Raw genomic sequence first — 21928 nt, 5'->3', positions numbered from 1 at the left:
AGGGGGACCATAAAGATACAAAGATTAGGAACAGGTTTTATACGATAGGTAAAGCCCCTCCATCTATTGAAAAGTTGGCGCCGGTGATGTAGTCTGCTTGTGAAGAAACAAGAAAGGCGACCAAATTCGCAATTTCATCAGGATCGGCCATTCTTTGCATGGGAACGCCCACGGTTTCCAGAACTGAGGCAAAGGCCTCGTCCGAGGAGATATTGGAGGATTGGGCAATATTCTCAATGAATTCCATCATCAATGGGGTCCTGACAACGCCCGGGGAAACGACATTTACCCTGATACCCTTGCTTCCAACTTCATTGGCCAGTGCCTTACTGTAAGCATTCAACGCCGCTTTGGCAGACGAATAGGACATGGTCATCTCCCAAAAAGGTTGTTTGGCCGCACCTGTGGAAATGTTGATGACCACCCCATTTTTTTGCGCGATCATTGTGGGTAATAATGCTTTATTGATCCGAACGGCCGCCATGAAATTCAACCGCCAATCGTTGTTCCAATGCTCGTCCGTAAGGGTGCTGAACCCTCCACCTGGACTCAAATTGGCACCTGCATTGTTAACGATGATGTCAATCCTCCCATATTGTTCCAGAATTTCTTTGGCAATCGCATCTGCACTTTCTGGTCGGGTGAGGTCAGAGGCAATAAAGTGATACCCCTTATCATCTTCCGGTTTGGTCCGTGCGGTCACGAACACCGTTGCCCCTTCATCGATCAACCTATCCGTAATAGCTTTCCCTATGCCTTTTGTACCTCCGGTCACTAAGGCGACCTTTCCATTTAGTGAATATTTGTTCATTTTCCTGTTTACTTTAAAATTGTTTTGCAAAGGAAGGCACAATACTTTACTTTTGAAAGTAGTTACACTTTTGTGAAGTAATAACATAAAGTAAAGCTTTATTGGTATACAGGTATTTATGATGATAAAGAAAGAGAAAAAAGTTAAAGAAAAGTGTACCCTTCAGGAAATTTTGCATGTAATAGGGGGGAAATGGTCCATGTCGATCATCTATGCCCTGTTTTCTGGGACAATGCGTTTTAGCGAATTGGAGCGTATCATTCCCAATATCAACACTCGCATGCTGGTCAAGGAGCTGAAGAACATGGAATCGAACGGGATAGTCGTCAGAAAAGTGTATGCCACTGTTCCCCCTACTGTGGAGTATACCTTAACAATGAAGGGAAAGGAGTTGGAGCCCATCATCGATGAACTGTATCAGTGGGGATTGAAATATGTACACTGATATCTGTCAGTTGAACTTGATGCAGACGGTTCATTGGAAGGGGCAGGAACCTATCTGGACATTTATCTACATTGTGGCTGAAAAAAAAGGGCGGTTCAATTGTGAAAACAGTGACGGCCTGATCGCACCAAACGTTCAAACCGCCACAAATTCAAAGTCCCGGTTGCCTTAGGAAACAGCTCATCTAGAACCATGTAAGTCAGTTCCTTGGATTTCCATCTGTTGTAATCCTTTATCAAGAGACACCAATGTGGTATATCCAAGTTCCTCCCTTGCTTTGGTATCACTGACTATGAACTCCAGACCCAGTGTATTCACAAGTCCCTTATATAAGGGAGGATGTCCATTGAGCCTGAAAGTTTTCCAGACAAATTCCATTACGGAAGCCACTCTTTTGGCCATAGCCAAGGAAACGATCTTATCCGGTACCGTTACACCTTGCGTTCCCACATATTTTTTGATAAAGTCTTTAAAAACAGGTGTTTCACCATCCGTCAGGAAGTAAGCCTTGCCACTTTGCTCCGATTTATCGCCCAAAATCAAGGCATGGCAAACATTGGTGACATGACAGGTCACAAAACGGTGCTTTCCCCCATCAATAAATTGCATACGCCCCTTTTTAATAGCATCGATAATGGCCGGCAAGGTGTTTGGGTCACCCTTGCCCCAAATCAATGGCGGTCTAAGGGAAACCGTTTGGAACACCTTACTGTTTGCGCTCAGGACCAATTTCTCGGCCTGCAATTTGGTTTTGGAATAACCGTCTATGATGTTATCGGAAACAAACGTTTCGTCCGCATTTTGAATTGGTCTTCCATTCATGATCACCGAAGCTGCCCCAAGATAGACGAATTTTTGAACCCCGGCATTTCTGGCCGCTGTCAAGAGTAGCTCGGTTGCTTCTACATGCAGCATTTTAAGTTTCTTTTCAGAGGCGAAAAAGTCCACCGAAGCAGCCAAGTGGAATAGGGTCGAACAATCTTCCACGCCTTTCTCCAAGGCTTGGGCATCATTCAAATCGCCTTTGATGGCCGTTGCCCCCAAACGTTCCACTTTTTGGATAGCTTGGGTTGAACGTGCCAACGCTTTTACCTTGTAGCCTTGTTCCAAGAGCATCGGGATCAGGTTTTGTCCCACAAAACCCGAGCCCCCTGTTACAAATACTTGTTTCATCACTTTTGGTTTTTGAGGGTTAGTGTGTTCTTGTCCAAATAGTGGTTTTTCCAAAAAGGGAAATGCCCACATAACCGCGTACTTTTAGGGATCTGTCCTCCTGAAATGTCACGTGGCAGCTATAGGTTTTTCCATTACGAGCATCATAGATTGTCCCGTTTTCCCATGTTGAACTGCCATCAAACTCAAGATCCTTCAACAGTACCAGACCCATGATCGGATCGTTACGCCGAGCTGTATCGGGGTTCTTGTTATCGGTTTTGGGCTTGCCGTTTTCGTTGGGTTCTTTGAGCCATACGATTTTGCCGTAAAATTTTTGGCCCTTTTGGTAGATTTCAATTTTTGCGGCTTTCTCCTGGTTAAGCCAGGTACCTACTATGGCGGTTTCAGTAATTTGGGCGGAAACATTGAAACTTAAAAGCAACAAACCCGCAATGATTGTGGTGAATAGGCCTGTATTTAGGCCTCTGCACCTTGAACTGGTTTTGTCCATACCTTGAATTGTTTAAAAATTACAATGCAAAGTTGGCCAGGGAGGAAGGTGAAAAACGTTTACAAAAGACAAGAAACGCTATGCCCTCTCCATAATCCGCTTTCTTATACGGCTTAATGAAGTGGCCGTGATCCCCAAATAGGTAGCCAGCATATGTTGCGGCACACGTTGCAGGATCTCAGGATTATGAGTGAGCAATTTGGTATATCGTTCTTCGGGATTATCTTGGATAAAAGAGGTCAATGCCTCTTGAAATTGAATTAGAGTCTGCTCCAAAATCTTTCTCACAAATTCATTCATCATTGGGATTTCTTTATAGAGCCTCTCCAAGTCGGCCCTATTTAAGACTAGAAGTTCACAGGTTTCAAGACATTCAATGGTTTCTTTGCTTTTCGTCCCAGTGACGAAACTGTCAAAGGCCCCAATGAAATTGTTCTCCGTCATGATGTAAATGGTAATCTGTTCCCCATCTTTTGTGTAATATTTTCGGATACAGCCCTTGAGCAGAAAATAAAGTTCGTCCGTTCGCCTGTTGTAAGAGACCAACTCCGTTTTTGCATTGACCTTCCTATAGGCCAAAGCTGATGTTAGAAATTCTTTGTCTACCTGTGAAAAGTTGACAAACTTTTCTGTATATGTGAAAAACTGTTCTGCCACTTTTGTTATGTTTCCGTGTCGGTCTGGTTTTGCCCCCTCCCTTGTAATTAACGTTTTCGGGGTTTGTGTTCGGAGGGTGGAGTACAAAGTTCCGAGCCTACCCATCACCAGGCCTGAAGCAAACCTATATTGGATACTGGGATTTTGTCCTGCTAAAATACAATTTTTCGTTTCAGTTAAAAGACTATCCAAACTCCAACGGCGAAAGTGTTGTCTTCGTCCTAAACAACTTGCTGAAGGATTGTGCATCCAAGTTTGCAAGCAATTTTACCAATGGATAGATATATGGGTGATAATCTTTCTTTCGCTTTTTCTATAATGATGTTTTATTGAGGGTTTCCAAATGATTCAATATGTAATTGCCAATCGCGCTTTGGTATTTGTGCATATAGGTGGAACCACCGATTAAAACTGTTTCAAACTCACTGAGGGAAAGGGGAGCTTCCGTTGCATCGGCGATGACAACACTATGACCATCTTCTTGGAGGACGTCTTCCATGTACCTAGCAATTTTTCGGGTCTGCCCTTCCGTTGTACCATATATAATGAGCACTTTAATTGTCTTTGTTTTAGGTTAGCTTTTCTTTTCTCCTTGTGGATTTATCCTTACATACATGTAAGATCTTTGGATGCCAAAGTTAGAGATGCTCCGTTCCAGGAGCATTGTCTTGTCGTCAAGTTGAATATGGTTTCAATCAACAAGAGAATACTATATTCGGGTCTGTAGGTACCTACTTTTGAATGAAATAATCCTTGTACATTATCAGGGCCTCGTTGACCATTTCTACCATGAGCCTGCTGGTTAGGGTAGCTCCTGAAATTCCATCGACAATTTTGTTGCCCTTAATGATGTTTTTGTCATTTTGATGTAGCCCAAAGGTGTTTTCCCCAAAGTCGACCTTCATCCCCACAATTTGATCTTCAAAAGGGGAAAGTGAGATGGCCGCACCAAAACCTTCTGACTCCGCTTTGTGCTCAAACTGTACTTTTTTGATTTCCAAAGTTTTTTTGTCTATTAGGAATGTCCCCCGAATGTTTCCTCCAAACCATTTATCGGACATGAGGAGCATCACATGGCCATGGTCCTTGACCTCAAAAATAGGATAGGTATCGCTTTTATCCGTTTTAAGGAGTTTTTTGTATAGGCCTACTGCTTCAGAAACGTTCGAACTGTCCAAGTTTCCATAGAGATCCAATGTCCAAAATCGAAGCTTTGAGGCCGCATCCATGAAATCGACAGTGAAATGCCCAAGAAATTCGCTATTTGATCCACATCCAAAGCTTGTTTGGGAGCCTGTTCGGCTACTATCGGCATTGTTTTTTCACCCCTTTGCCTACAGTGCCAAAGCAACGGGACCAATGCCAAAAGGATATATTTTGTTTTCATGGAGATAGAATTTAAGGCCTAAGTTGAACAGAATTTTTTGTAGGGGAAATTACCTCCATCATATAGGAGGGGAGGTAATTGGATGTCTGATGCAATTTTCCTGTGGAAAATAATGCATCATAATGCCAATGTTAATAATCTCAAAATTTTGGTTGGTTACCATCCGGTTCGCCGATAGGGGAATGAAGGTCGATCGACCCAATAATGGCAAACACAATAGCAAGGCTAAGAGGTTTGTTTTTTTCATTTTTAAAAGAGTAGTTTAATATGGGTTCTCAATAATTTTTTAGTTTTTGATTAAGGTGTAGAAATTCGATTTTCGTTATACATTTGGATGGTAGGGTGGATGAGCCGGATGGTTGAGACCACCAAAAACGGGGAATTTGAGCAATCCATTATTCGGTTTTAGTCAGTGGAAAATCAGATTTTTGTGTTAGTTTTTGAGGGGCTCAATTTTGTCCGGCGAAAGTGGTATACTATGTCCGGCGTTTCCATATTACGAATAACATCAATTTTTCTACGTTGCTTTGGTTGAAAAATTCCTTGGTCCGGTTTTGGAAACGCATCCCTAGATATTCATGAGAAACCCGGTAAGGTTTTCTTTTCTGGACAGGCCAAGCTTCTTTCTCAAACGGTAACGTGCCAATTCGACACCGCCATTGGATATGTTCATCACCTCGGCAATTTCTTTGGTGGACATGTTCATGAGCAGATAAGTGGAAAGATCCAGTTCCCTTGGTGAAATAGTGGGGTATTTTTCCTTGAGTCTTTTCAAAAACTCAAAGTGTACGTTTTTGATATGTTTTTCCAGGTCTTTCCAACTGTTGCCACTGATTTCCTTTGTAATGCTCCTTTTCAGGGTGGTCAGTTGGGACTTGGTTTCCTCGTTCATGGATTCGATATCCATTTCCTTTAGTTTTTGGACGATATTGCTCAAGGTCTTGTTCTTTTTGACCACTTGTAGGGAATTGCTCACCAATTCCTTGTCCTTGGACAAAATCTTGGTTTTTAACCTGTCCCTATTGAGTTTTTGGATCTTTTTTTCCAATCGATACTGCTCCATTCTTATTTTGGACTCTTTTTCCAGGTATAGCTTACGCTGCTCAATGGTCTCATAATATTTGTTCTTCCTGATTTTGGCCCGAACCTGTAACCTGATCAAATAAATGGCCACACAGCCCAAAGCAAAGTATCCGATATAGGAACCGGGATGTCGGTACCATGGCGGGCTTATGGTAAAGGTCAGGGACGCTTGCTCGGACTCCACTCCATAGCTGTTCTTTTCCTTTACCCGCATGGTATAGGTGCCTTCCCTAAGATTGGTATATTCCTTGAGGGCCTGTTTGGACCAATTGCTCCATTCATTGTCAAAAGGTTCCAGTTGGTAGGAATATTGGATATTGTTGTTGTTTTCAAAATCAGGGGAAGAGAAAGTGAATCTGACATTATTGTTGGCATACGGAAGTTCGTGCTCCCTATTTTCATGCTGTGGATTGCCTTGGACGATGGTTTTGTCCCCATAAGAAAAGCTTCGGATGAACACTTTGGGCAAGGTCATGTTTTCCCTTGAAAATTGGGAATCGTAATGGGCAAGGCCATTGATAAGACCTATGAAGATATTTTTTGGGTCGATGGTGTTCACGGATAAATAGTTGAACACAAGGTTTCCCGTAAGGTTGGAAAAGGGCTCCAGTACATTGGTATATCCGGGACCTTCCGATTTCATCAAAACACCGATTCCATTAGACTGATCATAGGTGTACCATAAATTTCCATAGGCATCTTTATATACTGAATTTATCAAAGGGAGATTTTTGAACAGTTCACTCAAGACCGGGTCTTCCCGAAAAGCATCCAACTCTTTGGAATAGGTATAAAAGTGGTTTTCCGAAATGAAGTAAAGGGTGTTGTCTATTTTTTTAAGGGTGTTTATACCAGTGCCATTATCGTTGAGGGACGTGTACTTGTTCTTTATGGTGAGCTTTTGCAAATCATCTGCCAGTTCGAGCTGGTACAGGAATCGATCACGCAGGAGCCAGACATAATCGGTGTCCAACTCAAAATCTTTGGAAGAATTATAAAACCCTTCTATCGTCTCTTGAAACCTCAGGCCTTGTGGACTGGTCACAAAAAGAGTGAACCCCCCATAGTTGGATCCAATAATATACTCTGGGTGCCCTGGGATTTCCTTGAGACCGAAATAACCAGTATGCCCCAATACCCGATCCACCTTGTCCCTATCAATGACCAACGCCCCTTTGTTGTTGGCACAGATCAATTCATTCCCGATAACCTGTATGTTCCATGATTGGGCTGCTGTCCCTTCCACCAAATTAAAGGTATCGTCCTTGAAGGTGCCGTTCAACTTGTGATAGAACACCCCTTGGTTGGTGGCCACATAAAGATTACCATTGTGGACAAAAGTGGCATAGACGGAACTCAAGTTGAGGCTGGAGCTAAAATAGGTAAAGGGGGAGTTGATGTTCAGATAAGAGATTCCATTGTCCAGTCCCAGCCAAAGGTTGCTCGAACTGTCTATAAAAGAACTCAGGACCGTATTGTTCTTCAGGCCCTTTTTCAAATCTATTTGTTGAACGATTTCACCTTTGGAATTGCAAATGACAACCCCGCCCAGAACTGAATTTAAAACAATGAAATCCTCATTGATCTTTACCCCGCCCAACGAACTGTTGTTTTGGATAAATTGATTTGCCTCGGTGGCCCAAGGGGTAACACGTTTTCCGTCATAGATGAAAAGACCTGCTTCCAAGGTCGCAATCAATAATGTATTTGTTCCCAGTGAAAAAATCCCCCAGATTTCATAGGCATTCAACGATGAGGTTCCTTGCAAAGTGACCAGGTTACCATCTTTATATTCCAATATCCCTTTGGTCACCTCTTGAAAGTAAAGCCTGTCTTCTGCCTTGAAAGAAAATTGGAACCTGCCTTCTGAAGACAATGGGGTTATAAGGTCATCCTTTAGAACATACACAGCTCCAAAAGACTGGAAAATGACTTCATCGTTAAAAAGATGGATCTTCCAAATAAAATCGGTCGACCTGAATTTGGTTTCCAAGATTTTTGGAATCAGTGAAACGTATGATAGTCCCCCATTTTCGTCCGATTCAAAATATCCAAACTCATTGTATGCCCCTACATAAATCCTGCCTGATCCAGGGTCAACCTTTACAGATCTTACATTGTTCGAGTTGGGAATCTTATAAGTCTGCCAAGTGGAACCATCAAATTGCAACAGTCCGTTATTATTGGCAAAATAAACATTGCCATTGGTGTCCTGGTCAATATCCCAATTCTGGGTGCCACTTTGATATTCTGTTTTTGTATAATTTGTGATACTGGGCAATCCATTGCCCTTGATCTGGCCATTCATCGGTGTAAGGAACAGTACAGAAAAGAAAACTCCAAGGATCCATTTGAACGGGATTGGTTTACTGTTTTCCTTGATGCTCCCAACGAGGTCGCAAAGCGTAAAAATGAGATGAAGGACCATTTGACGACTACCTATACTTTTCACTGATTCTGTGCTTGGAGTGCAATTTATCTGTTTGTTGTGTTTTTTACAAAATACGCTATAATGAAGATAAGTATTTATAATTATTTAAATAATTATAAATCAACAATATATATTTTTCATTGATGTGTTTTTGTAAGATTGTTTTTTTGTTTTGATGTGTTTTTGTAGGGGAAATTGATTGTGATATAGCCAAAATCATACCTATTATCGCTGCAAAATGCACATTTTTTTAACATTAATTAACTTAAACTAACAACACATGAAGCTAACAAAGTCATATGTATTATGTGCTTTATCTTTACTGTTTACCGTGCTCGTACAGGCCCAGGACTCAACTGTCCGAGGTACGGTCAAGGATGAAAGTGGTGCTCCCCTTCCAGGAGCATCTGTTATTCTCAAAAATACATCCAGGGGCACCACCACGGATTTTGATGGGAATTTTGAAATAGAGGTCCCTTCAGATGGAACCTTGGTTTTCAGCTATGTTGGATACACGCTAGCAGAAGAAGCAATCGCTGGTAGGTCCCAGATCGAGATCACATTACAACCTGATGTGAGTCTGCTGGATGAAATTGTGGTCGTAGGGTACGGTACCCAAAAAAAGAGCGTGGTCACCGGTGCCATATCCGGGGTGAAGGAGAGTGACCTTCAGGATCTGCCCATCAACCGGGTAGAGCAATCCCTACAGGGTAGGGCATCTGGTATCACCATCGCTGCAAATTCTGGGCAACCTGGTGCAGCATCCACCATTCGTGTCCGGGGAATCACTACCCTGAACAACAACGAACCCCTTTGGGTTGTGGATGGTGTGATCGTAGATGCAGGGGGTATCGGCTATCTCAACCAATCCGATATTGCTTCCATTGAGGTATTGAAGGACGCTGCCTCGGCAGCCATTTACGGATCTCGGGCGGCCGCCGGGGTTATCCTTGTCACCACCAAAAGTGGTAGATCTGGTAAATTGTCCATTAATTACAATGGCTACACGGGCATGTCGGCCCCAGCAAGAAAGCTGGATCTTCTGAATGCCACCCAATATGCCACTTTGCGTAACGAAGCCTCAGTGGCTGGTGGAGGGAGTATCCTTTTTCCGAATCCGGAATCCTATGGAAAGGGAACGGATTGGCAGGAACAGATCTTTAGCAACAGTGCCAAACGGGAAGACCATGAGATCAGCGTGAGCGGTGGAAGTGAAAAATCCACGTTTTATGCCTCTTTTGGTTACTTGGATCAAGAGGGTATCGTGGTTTCGGACATTTCCCATTACATCAGAAAGAATTTCCGGTTGAACTCCACACATCAAATCAACGATTACATAAGGGTGGGCCAGACTTTTGGATATTCCAATGAAAAAAATGCGGCGATCGATGGGAACACCTTCTATGGTGGTCCTTTATCATCTGCGGTCAATTTGGATCCAATAACACCTGCAATAGAGACCGATCCTGCTGTTTTGAGCGGGGTTCCCTATGTGGATGGAACCGGAAGTTTACGACCAGACCTTATTTTGGCACCAAATGGCTTTCCTTATGGCATTTCCACTTTGGTCGGACAAGAGATGACCAATCCCTTGGCCTTTACCAAAACAAGGTTGGGGAACCATAGCTGGTCGGACAATTTTGTGGGCAATGCCTATGTTGAGGTGGAGCCCATTGAAAATTTGAGGATACGGAGCACCTTTGGGGGCAAGCTCGCTTATTGGGGCGGGGAATCCTTTAATCCAGTTGCCTTTTTGACCTCTTCCTTTGTGACTTCCCAGAATAGCCTGAGCAGGAACACCAACAAAGGTTTTGGCTGGAACATTGAAAATACCGCTTCCTACAACAAGACCCTAGGGGGACACGATTTTACCGTTCTGTTGGGTCAAGGCGTCTATGTGGACAATATCACGGAAGGACAGTCCATAACCTATAACAATATACCGGTGAACAATTACAAGGATGCATCCTTCAATTTTGACATTCCCACAGAGCAGATCAACGCCAGTGCTTATACAGGGGTGATCCATAAGGTCACATCGCTTTTTGCAAGACTGAACTATGCCTACCAAGAAAAATACCTGTTCACGGGCATTGTGCGACGTGACGGCTCAAGTCGTTTCGGGTCCAATAATAAGTTTGGGATATTTCCATCCTTTTCAGCGGGATGGGCGGCCAATAAGGAAAACTTTTGGCCAGAGAACAATATCGTGAACCAATTGAAGATCCGTGGAAGCTATGGGGTTACGGGCAGTGACCAGATCGGGGATTTCAAATACCTCTCCACCATAGGTGACGGCCGTAATTACCCTGTGGGCAATACTGGATCTGTGGTCATAGGGAACAGTCCCGATGCACCTGCCAACCCCGATTTGAAATGGGAAGAGACCAGCCAGACCAATATCGGTTTGGATGCGACCCTTTTCAACGGATTGAACGTGACCTTTGATTGGTACTACAAAAAAACAACGGGTATTTTAAGGGACGTGCCCCTTCCAGGTTATGTCGGGGCCACCGGAAGTCCGGCAGGCAATGTGGCCGATATGGAAAACAAAGGTGTGGACCTTGGGCTGAGCTATAACCGTAGTTTTGGTGATTTTAGATTTTCATTGAGTGGCAATATGTCCACAGTGCACAATGAGGTCACCTTTTTAGGTGAAGGCGTCGAGTTTTTATCAGGCGGCACTACGGTGCAGGCCAGTACCTTTCCGATTACCCGCACCCAAGTGGGGCAACCTGTCAATTCATTTTATGGTTTTGTGACCGATGGTATCTTTCAGAATCAGGCAGAGATAGACGCCTATGTGAATTCTGAAGGGGCACCAATGCAGCCTGTCGCCAAACCAGGGGATTTTAGGTGGAAGGATGTCAATGGCGATGGTTCGATAACCGATGATGACAGGGATTTCCTAGGAAGCTCCATACCCAAGGTGACCTTTGGTATCAACCTTAATGTGAACTACAAGAATTTTGACCTGCTCGTATTTGCACAAGGCGCTGCGGGCAACAAGATTTTCCAGGCCTTGAGACGGTTGGATATTGGGAGTGCCAATTTCCAGACATCCGCTTTGGGCAGATGGTCCGGGGAAGGTTCGTCCAACTCTTTTCCAAGGCTTACGACCAATGACACCAATAAGAACTTTACCAACCCCTCCGATTTCTATTTGGAAGACGGGGATTACCTGAGGTTCAAGACCATACAGTTCGGGTACACCTTGCCACAAGAAGTTTTGGGCAAAGTGGGGATCTCCAAAATTCGGTTGTATGTGACAGGGGAAAACCTGGTCACGTTTACAAAATACACAGGATTTGACCCGGAAATAGGGGGCAATGTATTTGGCATAGATCGGGGCTATTACCCACAGGCCAGATCGGGAATGTTGGGCATTAATCTACAATTCTAAAAAAAAGAGTATGAAACTGAGAAACATAAATAAGTTGGTTTTTGGTTCAATCTTGGTTTTGGCATTCATTTCCTGTACCAAGGAGTTTTTGGATGTGGAACCCAAAGGGACCTATTTGGAAGAGAACTATTATAGCAATGAAAGTCAAGCCTACTCCGGTTTGATAGCCATCTACGACGTTTTGGGCAAGGAATCCAGGGGGTTTGAGAACATGGTGACGATGATGAATGCCGGCTCGGACGATCACCACGCCGGTGGTGGGGGGCCTGACGATGGAGCTGGAATCCATGCGTTTGCCAATTACACCATTACGGCCTCCAACATCCCTGCAAGTTATTGGAACGATTATTTCCAAGGCATATTCAGGGCCAATGTGTTGCTTTCCAAACTGCCCGAAATCCCAATGGGCGAAGGCAATAGGACGAGGTTTACTGCAGAGGCCAAAGCCCTTCGTGCCTATTTTTATTTTCAATTGGTACGGATGTTCGGAAACATCCCACTCATTGTGGAACCGCTTCCAACAGCGGAGATATACAATGTGGAGCAGGCGTCGAAAGAAGCCGTGTATGCACAGATTGAGACTGACTTGGAAGAAGCAAAGAACGGCCTTCCCGATATGGTGAACCTTTCCACAGAGGCAGGACGCTTCTCCAAAGGAGCGGCCCAGGCACTGTTGGGAAAAGTGTATCTCTACAATGGAAAGAATAGCCAAGCCGCTGCGGAACTGGCCGAAGTCAATGGAACACCGGGCGGAACCAGTAAATATGGGTACCGTTTGTTAGACGATTTTGCCGATCTGTGGGATTTCAGCAATACCTTCAATTCGGAATCTATTTTGGAGACCACCAATACCAATCAAAGTAACGCGGACTGGGGTTTTTGGGGCTCTGGCGCCGATGAGGGCAACAGTATCAATATCATGGTGGGGCCCCGTAGCTATGTAAGAAGTGCTACTTCCACCGCGCCCGACTTTGCACCGGGTTGGAGTTTCAATGTTTTTACCGAGGAATTCTACGATGTGATTGAGAATGACCCTAGGTTTGACGAGACCATCGCCAATCTAAAAGCATATGAGGAAGCAGGGGAAATAGAATACTTGAAAGGTGACCAGGACACAGGGTACTATTTGAAAAAGTTCATGCCGCTGAACAGCGATGCCACCACGGGCGGAGGGGTCAAGGAATTAAATTATCAGCAGCACGTCTATATGATCCGTTTGGCCGATACCTATCTCTTGGAAGCAGAGGCCTTGGGTGGTTCGGGTGCAAGGGCGCAGGCCCTACTGGATGCAGTACGGGCCAGAGTGGGGTTGACACCGGTTCCTGTGTCCATGCAGGCCATTTGGAATGAAAGGCGTATCGAGTTGGCTGGGGAAGGACATAGATGGTTCGATTTGGTCCGGACAGGGAATGCCGCCACTGCCTTGGCAGATAAAGGGTTTGTTGCAGGAAAAAACGAAGTGCTCCCAATCCCGCTGCGAGAAATGGAAAACACTTTGATTGTTCAAAATCCCAACTATTGATCAACCTAAAAAATGAATGCTGTTATGAGTTTAAAACATAAAATAACCAATAACTATAGATGGATCATCCTGCCCATATTTGGCATGATCATAGTGGCTTCCTGTACCCCAGAGGGTTCCTTTGGCAACAATGGATTGTCTGATACCAATGTGGATGCATCCTTCACGATAACCCCTGTGGAAGGGCAGGCGAACAGATATGTCCTGGAGGCTAACACCACCAATGTCATTGCCTCCAAATGGAACATCGGAGAGGGGATATACCAAGGTAAGTCCACAGAGGAAATCTTTTTACCTGATGCGGGGAGCTATACCATTACCCACATTGCCATAGGAAGGGGAGGTACAACCATAAGCAGTTCCCAAGAACTGGTTGTCGAAGAGTCCGATCCCAATGCAGGAAACCTGGTTGTCGGTGGAAAATTTGAAACCGAAGAGGATATTGCCCAATGGACCATTTTGAACATAAGTGCATCAGGGGCAAATTGGACCTTTGGCTCAGGTACCGCTACCATTACGGCAAGTGATTGGAACCAACAGGGCATCTTTCAGGCCATAGAAGTGCAAGGTGGTAAAAACTATGCAGTGGATATGACAGTGCAGGGAGAAGGATCGGTAGATACCTGGTTTGAGGTCTATGTATCGACAACAGGACCTGTTCAAGGATCCGATTATTCCGCCGATGGCACCAAGATAGGTTTGAACACTTGGAATGGTTGTGGCAATGCACCATTTAGTGGCAAACTTTCCCAACTTAGCTGTGCAGGTGAAGGGAATATTGTAAGTTTTGATACCGACACCACGGTCTATCTGGTCGTCAAGTGCGGAGGCGGAAATGTGGGAGCTATCACTATTGATAATGTAGAGCTTAGAGGAACCAATTAAGAACAAATTAGTTGATTTGAGTTAGTTTTTTTAATTCAAGGCCCATGGTCTTCTTGGCCATGGGCTATTTTTAGAGTATTGCCATCACTGACATACAATTGGTACATATGGTTTGCACATTGGTCAAGATAAAGAAAGAAGATAAAGATGATTAGAAAGAATATAGTTGTAATGGCAGTCTGGGCACTTCTGCTGCCTATGACCCACTGTTCCTCTTCAGGAGATAGTGGTAACGATGATGTGGGACAGACACCGGATAACAATCCTCCAAGTAACGATCCGCCAGCTACCACAAGTGATGTGGAGGCTTGGTTGACGCTCTCGAACCAGAGCGTGTTGTTGAAAAAACAAGACAAGATCCTGTCCTTTGGGACCACTTCGAACACGTTTCCCACCATTACAGTGGACGAATCCTTGACCTATCAGACCATAGATGGTTTTGGATTTACGTTGACGGGGGGCAGTGCAGCGGTCATCAATCAATTGAATACGGATAAGAAAGATGCACTTTTGCAGGAACTTTTTGGTACTTCGGAAGGTGATATAGGCATAAGTTATCTAAGGATAAGTATTGGTGCATCCGATCTCAATGAAGCCCCTTTCACCTATAATGATATGCCCGAAGGGGAAACCGATGAAGCTTTGGCCCATTTTAGTCTGGAACCGGATATGGACGGCGTCGTGGCCGTTCTCAAGGAGATTTTGGAAATCAACCCCAATTTGAAAATTATGGGTTCTCCCTGGTCCGCCCCGGTCTGGATGAAGGACAACGGTAGCTTTGTGGGAGGTAGCCTTCAACCACAATATTATGGAGTGTATGCCCAATATTTTGTAAAGTATCTCGAAGCTATGGAAGCCGAAGGAATAGTTTTGGATGCCATCACCATACAGAACGAACCCATGCATGACGGGAACAATCCTAGTATGGTCATGACCGCTGAAGAACAATCGGATTTTATCAAAAATCACCTAGGCCCTACCTTTTCCAGTGCAGGGATCACCACCAAGATCATCGTATGGGACCATAATTGCGACAATCCACAATACCCCATCACAGTACTCAGTGATCCGGACACGAATCCCTATGTGGATGGTTCCGCATTCCACCTGTACAATGGTGAGATTAGCGCACTCTCTACCGTACACAATGCGTTTCCTGAAAAGAATCTTTATTTTACAGAACAGTATACCTCTTCGAGCGGTTCTTTTGAAGGGGATTTGAAATGGCATTTAAAAAATGTGATCATTGGGTCCATGCGCAACTGGAGCAAGAATGCCTTGGAATGGAACTTGGCCAACAATGAAAACTTTGGTCCACACACCGAAGGTGGGTGCACCGTCTGCAAAGGAGGACTTACCATCAGTTCAGGTGGGAACATTACCCGCAACGTGGGCTACTATATTGTGGCCCATGCCTCAAAATTTGTTCCTTCAGGTTCGGTCCGGGTGGGCTCCAACATACAGGGCGACCTTCAAAATGTGGCCTTTAGGACTCCGGAGGGCCAGATGGTCCTTATCGTGGAAAACGATGGAGCGGCCATTACCTCATTCAATATCAAATACAAGAACCAATGGGTGACCGCCACGCTGGACAGTGGGGCCGTTGCCACGTATGTTTGGGAACAATAAAATCTATCGCATGAAAAAATCAATATATTTTTTAGCTCTTTTGATCAATGCCACCGTTTTTGGACAAGGGTTTTTGCACACCGATGGTCAGAAGATCGTGGATGCACAAGGGAACAATGTCCTTTTGAGAGGCCTCGGACTTGGTGGGTGGATGGTACAGGAGGGCTATATGTTGCAGACGGCCAGTTTTGCCGGACCACAACATGCCATCAAACAAAAGATCACGGAACTCATTGGTAAGGAAAACACCGAAGCCTTCTATGAGGCCTATCTGGCCAACGGGATCACCAAAAGGGACATTGATTCGCTAAAGGCATGGGGGTTCAATTCGGTGCGGTTGCCCATGCACTACAATCTCTACACCCCTCCCATTGAGGAAGAAAAGAATGGAGGGAATACTTGGTTGGAAAAGGGTTTTTCCATGACAGACGATCTTTTGGAATGGTGCGCGGATAACGAGATGTACCTTATTCTTGACCTTCATGCAGCACCAGGAGGACAGGGTCATGATGCCAATATTTCGGATTATGACGCTACCAAACCTTCCCTTTGGGAAAGCGAGGCCAATAAGCAGAAGATGATAGCCTTTTGGGAAAAGATGGCCGAACGGTATAAGGATCATCCGTGGATGGGCGGGTATGATATTGTCAATGAACCCAACTGGAACTTTGAAGGGGAAAACCCAAACGGTTGTGACGAAAAGAACAACGCACCCTTGCGCCAGTTGATGGTGGACATCACAACCGCCATCCGTAAGATCGATACCAACCACATCATCTATATCGAAGGGAATTGCTGGGGCAACAACTACAATGGCATTTTTCCGCTGTGGGACGATAATATGGTCATCAGTTTCCACAAATACTGGAACTTCAATACAACGGAATCCATCCAGCAAGTATTGGACTATCGCGAGAAGTACAACGCCCCGATTTGGTTGGGGGAAAGCGGCGAAAATTCCAATGTATGGTTCAAGGATGCACTGACCCTGATGGAATCCCACAATATCGGTTGGGCATTTTGGCCCATGAAAAAGGTGGACAATATAGCCGGGGTCACTTCGGTGACGAAAACGCCCGAATATGAAACGCTATTGGGCTATTGGCAAAACGGGGGGAAAAAGCCTACGGTCGCCTTTGCCCAAAAAACCTTGATGCAGTTGGCCGAAAACTACAAAATGGAAAATGTGACCATCAAGCCCGATGTGATTGACGCCATGTTCCGTCAAGTGCAGACTTTTGAGACCAAGGCTTACAAGGACCATTCGATTCCAGGACTTATCTATGCCACGGATTATGATATGGGGACCCAAAATTATGCATACAAAGATGCCGATTACATCAATTATCGGGTGAGTACCGGGGAGCAGGGGGCATGGAACAAAGGGCGTAAAATGCGGAATGACGGCGTGGATATCCAAAACTCTTCGGACAGCAAGAGCAATGGCTTTGAGGTTTTTAACATACAGGATGGGGAATGGCTTCTTTTTACTGTAAAGGTCGAAAAAACAGGAACCTATGCCATGGACGTGAGATACGCCAGCACAGAGGGCACGGGCAAACTTCATTTGAAAGTCGATGGTACTAGCTCTTCGGATTCTGCAGTCTTGCCCGCAACAGGAGGAACTGCTTCCTATAAAACAGCAACCCTTTCAGGAATTGACCTGAAAGAAGGAACCCACAAAATCAAAGTAATTTTTGAAAAGGGCGGGTTCAATCTCAACTATCTTGAGTTTCATATGCCATAAGCAGTTGAAAAACTTTATCCACATTCGCCGATACTTTTAAATATGATGAAGCGATTTCTATGTATTGGGATATTCATACTGCTCCAAGCCTGTAGTGGGGGAGATGGTGGTGAAACAGAAATGGAGATGTCTTCCCCTCCTTCCAATTTGACCGTTACGGTCGAAATAGTGGGGCAATCCAGTGAGAATCCCAATGGAGATGGAGAAGGGAGGGTGAATTTTACATTTCAGGCCACAAATTCCTCTTTGTTCAAGGTGCTTATTGAAGGCAATTTGGAAGAATTGACCTCAAACACACTGTCCCATACCTTTTCCAAAGAAGGCACCCATAGCTACACCATCATTGTGTCGGCCTATAACGGTGGCCAGTTTGTGAGCAAGACCGTGAACATAACGGTTTATGTCGAAGAACGTACAGGATTGGTTTGGTCCGATGAGTTCAACGATGGAAGCTTGGACCTTTCTAAATGGAACTATGAAACCGGGACTGGAATAAATGGGGACTGGGGAACGGGTCAATTGGACCGGGCCACGGATAGGGTGACGAATGTTAGTTTTGCAAATGGAATTGCAGATGCAGATGGAGGATGTCTGGTCATCACGACCCGGAAAGAGATGTATCAGGATAGGGACTACACCAGCGGGCGTATCAATACCAAAGATAAAGGGGCATGGGGTCCAGGGCACCGGATTGTGGCGAGGATATTTCCACAAGGGGTGAAGCACCAGGGGCAAGGATTTGCTTTTTGGATGATGCCCCAAGAAAAACCTGTGACGGTTGATGAGATCATGTGGCCCCAGGGAGGGGAAGTGGACATCATGGAGTATGTGGGCTCCATTCCCTATCATAACTTGGGAACCGTACATTATGCATGGGAATGGCAGAACAATGAGTACCAAGAATGGAACCACGGCCATTTGGGAGGCTATTATAGCTACGAAACCCAGCAAGCTCCTGACCCCGAAGAACCGGGATATGGCGGTTTTCCTCCTTTGGAAAACGATTCCAATGCCGGGAGTGGAGGATTTCATGAATATGGTATTGCCTGGTATGATGACCGGATTGAATTCTTTGTGGACGACCATACCTACCATATACATTATTTAAATGATGGAGGAGGCTATGCGGTAGACGGACAGGATGAGAAATCGGTAAGCCATATCGATGGGCGAAGAGTGACCGTTTCGGAATATTCCAATCATTTTGAAGAATGGCATCCATTCGAACATAAGATGTTCATTATCCTAAGTGCAGGAGTGGGTGGAAGTGACCGCACGTACGGCGGTCCAATCGTACCCGAAGCGCAATTCCCTTGTTCGGTATATATCGATTGGGTGAGGGTGTATGACCTGGAATAGAGTGTTCTTGGCGCAGATAGGTTGAATCAAGTTCCCATAGTCCTTTGGATCATTGCCCATTTCAATTGGGATTCCACAATTCCTTGGGTGATGTTGTCTTCCATTGCAGAAATGCTGTTTTTCCTATTTTTGGACAGCACATTTTTGCATGCACCGGCATTCTGTGTTGCAGTTGTAACACGACGAATAAACAATTCATCAAATACTTATGGTAACCAAAACATCAGGTCTGGAAAAATATTTTGCGGAATTTAGGGGGGATATTGTTGGAAACGAGTCCATGTTCGCTTCCCATGGTAGATCGATCATGATGATATATTCCGATTGGATAGCCAGTGGAAGGTTGTATGCTCCCATTGAAAAGGCGATGCAGAGCTTGGTCGGTCCCCATATAGCCAACACCCATTCCTTTTCAAGCCATTCCGGTGGCCGGATGTCGAGGAGCAAAGACCTAGGTTGCCCGAGAATGAGCACCCAGGTGGTATTCACGCTTATATGGAACATCACTCCAACCATGTTCTATGGCATTGGATGGAAACCATAGCGGATGTGGTCATTGTACCCTGTAACGAAACTTATGGTGTGAATCTGGGTCAACTTGAAAAGTTGCTGTTTGACTGGAAGAGTCAGATGGTTTAGACCATCAAAAACAGAAAATTTGAGCCATTCAATATTTGGATTTAGTAGTTTGAAATTCAGATTCTTATGTTAAGATGAAGGTTGTTCGATTTTATCCGAAGAGAGTGGTAAACTATCTCAGGTGTTTCCATACAAACACTTCGAGTGTCAATTAAAATTTATAAGAATAAGCTTCCCAAAACAATGCAATTACTGATACAGACATTCGCCAACCATAGCTGTAAGATAGATCTTGAACGGTATCCAAAAAAAACGACAAAGTTGAAGGTCATACACCCCGTGAAAATGAATACCAATAGCGATTGTTGCAGCAGGATGGGCCATGGACTTAAGATCAAGAACACAAGGGCCATAAAACAAATGCAGTTTTGGATAATGATGGCCAATATAGATAAAGCTTTGTAATTATGGTGAAAGTGTCGCCACACCTCTTCAAAATAAAAAGAGTCTTTCAGTTTTTTCCACCATGGTCTTCCAAGTTCGACAGTTTTGTAAATTGTTTCCATAGCGCAGTAGGTTAATGTTGATGTAAGATTGGAGGCGATGTTTTTGTGGGTGAAGGGGCTAGTTTTCCAAAATCTTCACTTTTGAAAATAGAATGTTGTTTTTCAAATGGATGTGTTCCAGCAGATAGTCCCCATATTCTTTTTTAAAGAACCACATCACCAGAGTACTTTAGGAGCAGATAAAACGCTTCTTCCTTTCAAACTTTCCTTGTGCCTGTCCTTTGATTAGATAAGATGGAAACAAAGGACCAACGTGTTGAAAACAAGGCTTAGGATCAAAAGATTAAATGTGGTCAATGGTTTTAATTGGGCCAGTACAGCTCCATTAAAGGCCATGCAGAAGATGGTGACAAAGAAGAGTAAGGTCATCTTTACTGCCATCTCCATTGGGCCCATCAAAAGTACCATGGCAGCTGCGGACCCTAGGCAGCTCTGCCCGATGATTGCAATGGTTGAATAGCCTAGTTGATCTTTTTTGAATTCGATGAGCAACCGGTTGTACAGACCTTTTGTTGTATTTGATTTGCGGTCAGTTCCAGAATGGGTCATGGGTATTGTCGTTGAATGTTTCATTGTTGTGGTGTTTTGCTATGATGTCCATTTGTGCCTCATTGGCCACTTCTTGGATATGGTTGAACAGTTGTCGTTCTTCAAATCGAATGTGTTGTTCCAGTTCTTCCTCAATTTGTACCAAGGTTTTTATGCTATTTTCTGGTGAAGTGAACAATCTGACCAATCTTCTATGGTCTGCCAGTGCCTTTTTTACCTCTGGATGGTCATTTCCGAGAATGGGGAAGATGTGACGTTCCTCAAACTCAAAATGGGAGACCAGATAAGTCTTATAAAACCAATCCACATAGGTTTTGATGCGTTCCGCTGCTATTTTTTTGGAAATCCCGGTCCGAATCTTCCAACAGAGGAGTAGGCCGTGATGATGTTCACGGCTTACTCCCTGAAGAGCCTTGTGTCGTCTGATAGGTGTACGGGCCATACCGTTTACGTGTTCAATGCTCTTTTTTCCAAGATCTCGGCCTTTGGAAACAGGATATTGTTCTCCAGGTGGATATGACCATGTAGGTCATCCTCGAATTCCTGGAGGAGCGAGAAGGCAACCCGATAGGTATTGCAGGCATCAGCTGGGGGTGTGTAGTCATTGCTCAACGCAGCAATCTTTCGGAACCGTTCGCCTTCATTGTCGTGCTCTTCCATCATCATTTGGATGGGATTCTTGACCGAGCCGAATTGGGGGTGTCCCAATTCCTTTTCATCCTGTGCCGCGCTGACCATTTTACGGATCCATGGGAACAGTACCAGTTCCTCTTTCTTCATATGCATGGCCAGTTCCCCTGCTGAAGTGGTGAAATGTTCAAAAATGCCAAAGAGTTCGGGATGTTTGTTGCCATGCACATGACAAAGCTTGTTGAGATACTGTTTTAAAATGGGAATTTGCTGTTCCACATAACGGTGGTGTTTTTTTTCGATATAATCGATCAACAGGTCAAGGGGCCATGTCTTGAAATCAGGTTGGTCACCCTTGTTGCTGTTCTGCACTGCATCAAGTTCTTCCAACAGGGTTTCCAGGTGCAGCCCTTTTTTCGCTACAACTTCCTGTAGGGTGCGGTCTCCTTTGCAGCAAAAATCTATTTTGTGTGATTTGAATACCTGGGCAGTCCGATAGTCCTCTGCCACCATTTGTCCAATTGTTTTTTCCTTTGTGTCGTTCATGTTTTATAATTTTATTATTCGGACAAAAATGTC

At 44.5% G+C, this 21928-nt stretch carries 19 protein-coding genes; 9 read left to right on the top strand and 10 right to left on the bottom strand.

Annotation, left to right across the window (positions count from 1 at the left end; all coding sequences use genetic code 11):
• Positions 1-37: 37 nt before the first annotated feature.
• Positions 38-811, bottom strand: a complete 774-nt coding sequence (locus tag SD450_RS16285; RefSeq protein WP_318345514.1) for an SDR family oxidoreductase — start codon at positions 809-811, stop codon at positions 38-40.
• 118 nt (positions 812-929) lie between these two features.
• Here SD450_RS16285 and SD450_RS16280 point away from each other — a divergent pair, with 118 nt between their 5' ends.
• Entirely contained in the window at positions 930-1256 is a 327-nt protein-coding gene (locus tag SD450_RS16280; RefSeq protein WP_318345513.1) for a winged helix-turn-helix transcriptional regulator, read from the top strand.
• A 180-nt stretch (positions 1257-1436) separates the two neighbouring features.
• Here SD450_RS16280 and SD450_RS16275 read toward each other — a convergent pair whose 3' ends face one another.
• The 6 genes from SD450_RS16275 to SD450_RS16250 form a co-directional block, all read right to left on the bottom strand.
• A complete protein-coding gene (locus SD450_RS16275) occupies positions 1437-2429 on the bottom strand; it encodes an NAD-dependent epimerase/dehydratase family protein (protein WP_318345512.1) in 993 nt (330 codons plus the stop codon).
• A 19-nt stretch (positions 2430-2448) separates the two neighbouring features.
• Positions 2449-2922 (bottom strand): DUF2147 domain-containing protein, encoded by a 474-nt coding sequence (locus SD450_RS16270; protein WP_318345511.1) that lies wholly within the window; start codon positions 2920-2922, stop codon positions 2449-2451.
• A 78-nt stretch (positions 2923-3000) separates the two neighbouring features.
• Positions 3001-3579, bottom strand: coding sequence for a Crp/Fnr family transcriptional regulator (locus SD450_RS16265; protein ID WP_318345510.1), 579 nt, complete (start codon positions 3577-3579; stop codon positions 3001-3003).
• A 313-nt stretch (positions 3580-3892) separates the two neighbouring features.
• Positions 3893-4132, bottom strand: a complete 240-nt coding sequence (locus tag SD450_RS16260) for a flavodoxin domain-containing protein (RefSeq protein WP_318345509.1) — start codon at positions 4130-4132, stop codon at positions 3893-3895.
• A 178-nt stretch (positions 4133-4310) separates the two neighbouring features.
• On the bottom strand, positions 4311-4775 hold the full coding sequence (locus SD450_RS16255) for an FMN-binding protein (protein ID WP_318345508.1): 465 nt from the start codon (positions 4773-4775) through the stop codon (positions 4311-4313).
• A 759-nt stretch (positions 4776-5534) separates the two neighbouring features.
• A complete protein-coding gene (locus SD450_RS16250; protein ID WP_318345507.1) occupies positions 5535-8501 on the bottom strand; it encodes a triple tyrosine motif-containing protein in 2967 nt (988 codons plus the stop codon).
• 259 nt (positions 8502-8760) lie between these two features.
• On the opposite strand from SD450_RS16250, the gene SD450_RS16245 reads away from it, so the two are divergent.
• The 8 genes from SD450_RS16245 (at position 8761) to SD450_RS16210 (ending at position 20069) form a co-directional block, all read left to right on the top strand.
• Entirely contained in the window at positions 8761-11883 is a 3123-nt protein-coding gene (locus SD450_RS16245; protein ID WP_318345506.1) for a SusC/RagA family TonB-linked outer membrane protein, read from the top strand.
• Between the two features lie 10 nt (positions 11884-11893).
• A complete protein-coding gene (locus tag SD450_RS16240; RefSeq protein WP_318345505.1) occupies positions 11894-13405 on the top strand; it encodes a RagB/SusD family nutrient uptake outer membrane protein in 1512 nt (503 codons plus the stop codon).
• A gap of 24 nt (positions 13406-13429) precedes the next feature.
• Positions 13430-14290, top strand: a complete 861-nt coding sequence (locus SD450_RS16235; RefSeq protein ID WP_318345504.1) for a hypothetical protein — start codon at positions 13430-13432, stop codon at positions 14288-14290.
• Positions 14291-14461: 171 nt separating this feature from the next.
• The gene (locus SD450_RS16230) at positions 14462-15919 is read left to right on the top strand and encodes a glycoside hydrolase family 30 protein (RefSeq protein WP_318345503.1); all 1458 of its coding nucleotides are present in this window, start codon (positions 14462-14464) and stop codon (positions 15917-15919) included.
• Between the two features lie 10 nt (positions 15920-15929).
• On the top strand, positions 15930-17666 hold the full coding sequence (locus tag SD450_RS16225; protein WP_318345502.1) for a cellulase family glycosylhydrolase: 1737 nt from the start codon (positions 15930-15932) through the stop codon (positions 17664-17666).
• Positions 17667-17708: 42 nt separating this feature from the next.
• A complete protein-coding gene (locus SD450_RS16220) occupies positions 17709-19025 on the top strand; it encodes a glycoside hydrolase family 16 protein (RefSeq protein WP_318345501.1) in 1317 nt (438 codons plus the stop codon).
• A 208-nt stretch (positions 19026-19233) separates the two neighbouring features.
• Positions 19234-19569: a hypothetical protein gene (locus tag SD450_RS16215; protein WP_318345500.1), complete on the top strand. Its 336-nt coding sequence runs from the start codon at positions 19234-19236 to the stop codon at positions 19567-19569.
• Between the two features lie 278 nt (positions 19570-19847).
• Positions 19848-20069 carry a hypothetical protein gene (locus SD450_RS16210; RefSeq protein WP_318345499.1) on the top strand — a complete coding sequence of 74 codons (222 nt, stop codon included), beginning with the start codon at positions 19848-19850 and terminating at the stop codon, positions 20067-20069.
• 326 nt (positions 20070-20395) lie between these two features.
• Here SD450_RS16210 and SD450_RS16205 read toward each other — a convergent pair whose 3' ends face one another.
• From SD450_RS16205 to ric, 3 genes are read right to left on the bottom strand one after another with little or no spacing between them, the layout of a single operon-like run.
• Positions 20396-20719: a hypothetical protein gene (locus SD450_RS16205; protein WP_318345498.1), complete on the bottom strand. Its 324-nt coding sequence runs from the start codon at positions 20717-20719 to the stop codon at positions 20396-20398.
• Complete coding sequence (locus SD450_RS16200) at positions 20700-21161, bottom strand: hemerythrin domain-containing protein (protein WP_318345497.1); 462 nt, start codon at positions 21159-21161, stop codon at positions 20700-20702. The genes SD450_RS16205 and SD450_RS16200 overlap by 20 nt, the downstream gene beginning before the upstream one ends.
• A gap of 5 nt (positions 21162-21166) precedes the next feature.
• A complete protein-coding gene (ric, locus tag SD450_RS16195; protein WP_318345496.1) occupies positions 21167-21895 on the bottom strand; it encodes an iron-sulfur cluster repair di-iron protein in 729 nt (242 codons plus the stop codon).
• Between the last annotated feature and the right edge of the window lie 33 nt (positions 21896-21928).

This window comes from Flagellimonas baculiformis (assembly GCF_033441575.1).
Lineage (GTDB): Bacteria > Bacteroidota > Bacteroidia > Flavobacteriales > Flavobacteriaceae > Flagellimonas > Flagellimonas baculiformis.
Note: the sequence above shows the minus strand (reverse complement) of the source record. Positions and strands in the feature narration are given on the sequence as shown.

Coding starts and splice junctions, on each gene's coding strand:
- SD450_RS16285 (WP_318345514.1), bottom strand. CDS start 811: ATGAACAAATATTCACTAAATGGAAAGGTCGCCTTAGTGACCGGAGGT.
- SD450_RS16280 (WP_318345513.1), top strand. CDS start 930: ATGATGATAAAGAAAGAGAAAAAAGTTAAAGAAAAGTGTACCCTTCAG.
- SD450_RS16275 (WP_318345512.1), bottom strand. CDS start 2,429: ATGAAACAAGTATTTGTAACAGGGGGCTCGGGTTTTGTGGGACAAAAC.
- SD450_RS16270 (WP_318345511.1), bottom strand. CDS start 2,922: ATGGACAAAACCAGTTCAAGGTGCAGAGGCCTAAATACAGGCCTATTC.
- SD450_RS16245 (WP_318345506.1), top strand. CDS start 8,761: ATGAAGCTAACAAAGTCATATGTATTATGTGCTTTATCTTTACTGTTT.
- SD450_RS16240 (WP_318345505.1), top strand. CDS start 11,894: ATGAAACTGAGAAACATAAATAAGTTGGTTTTTGGTTCAATCTTGGTT.
- SD450_RS16235 (WP_318345504.1), top strand. CDS start 13,430: ATGAGTTTAAAACATAAAATAACCAATAACTATAGATGGATCATCCTG.
- SD450_RS16230 (WP_318345503.1), top strand. CDS start 14,462: ATGGCAGTCTGGGCACTTCTGCTGCCTATGACCCACTGTTCCTCTTCA.
- SD450_RS16225 (WP_318345502.1), top strand. CDS start 15,930: ATGAAAAAATCAATATATTTTTTAGCTCTTTTGATCAATGCCACCGTT.
- SD450_RS16220 (WP_318345501.1), top strand. CDS start 17,709: ATGATGAAGCGATTTCTATGTATTGGGATATTCATACTGCTCCAAGCC.
- SD450_RS16215 (WP_318345500.1), top strand. CDS start 19,234: ATGGTAACCAAAACATCAGGTCTGGAAAAATATTTTGCGGAATTTAGG.
- SD450_RS16210 (WP_318345499.1), top strand. CDS start 19,848: ATGCAATTACTGATACAGACATTCGCCAACCATAGCTGTAAGATAGAT.
- SD450_RS16205 (WP_318345498.1), bottom strand. CDS start 20,719: ATGACCCATTCTGGAACTGACCGCAAATCAAATACAACAAAAGGTCTG.
- SD450_RS16200 (WP_318345497.1), bottom strand. CDS start 21,161: ATGGCCCGTACACCTATCAGACGACACAAGGCTCTTCAGGGAGTAAGC.
- ric (WP_318345496.1), bottom strand. CDS start 21,895: ATGAACGACACAAAGGAAAAAACAATTGGACAAATGGTGGCAGAGGAC.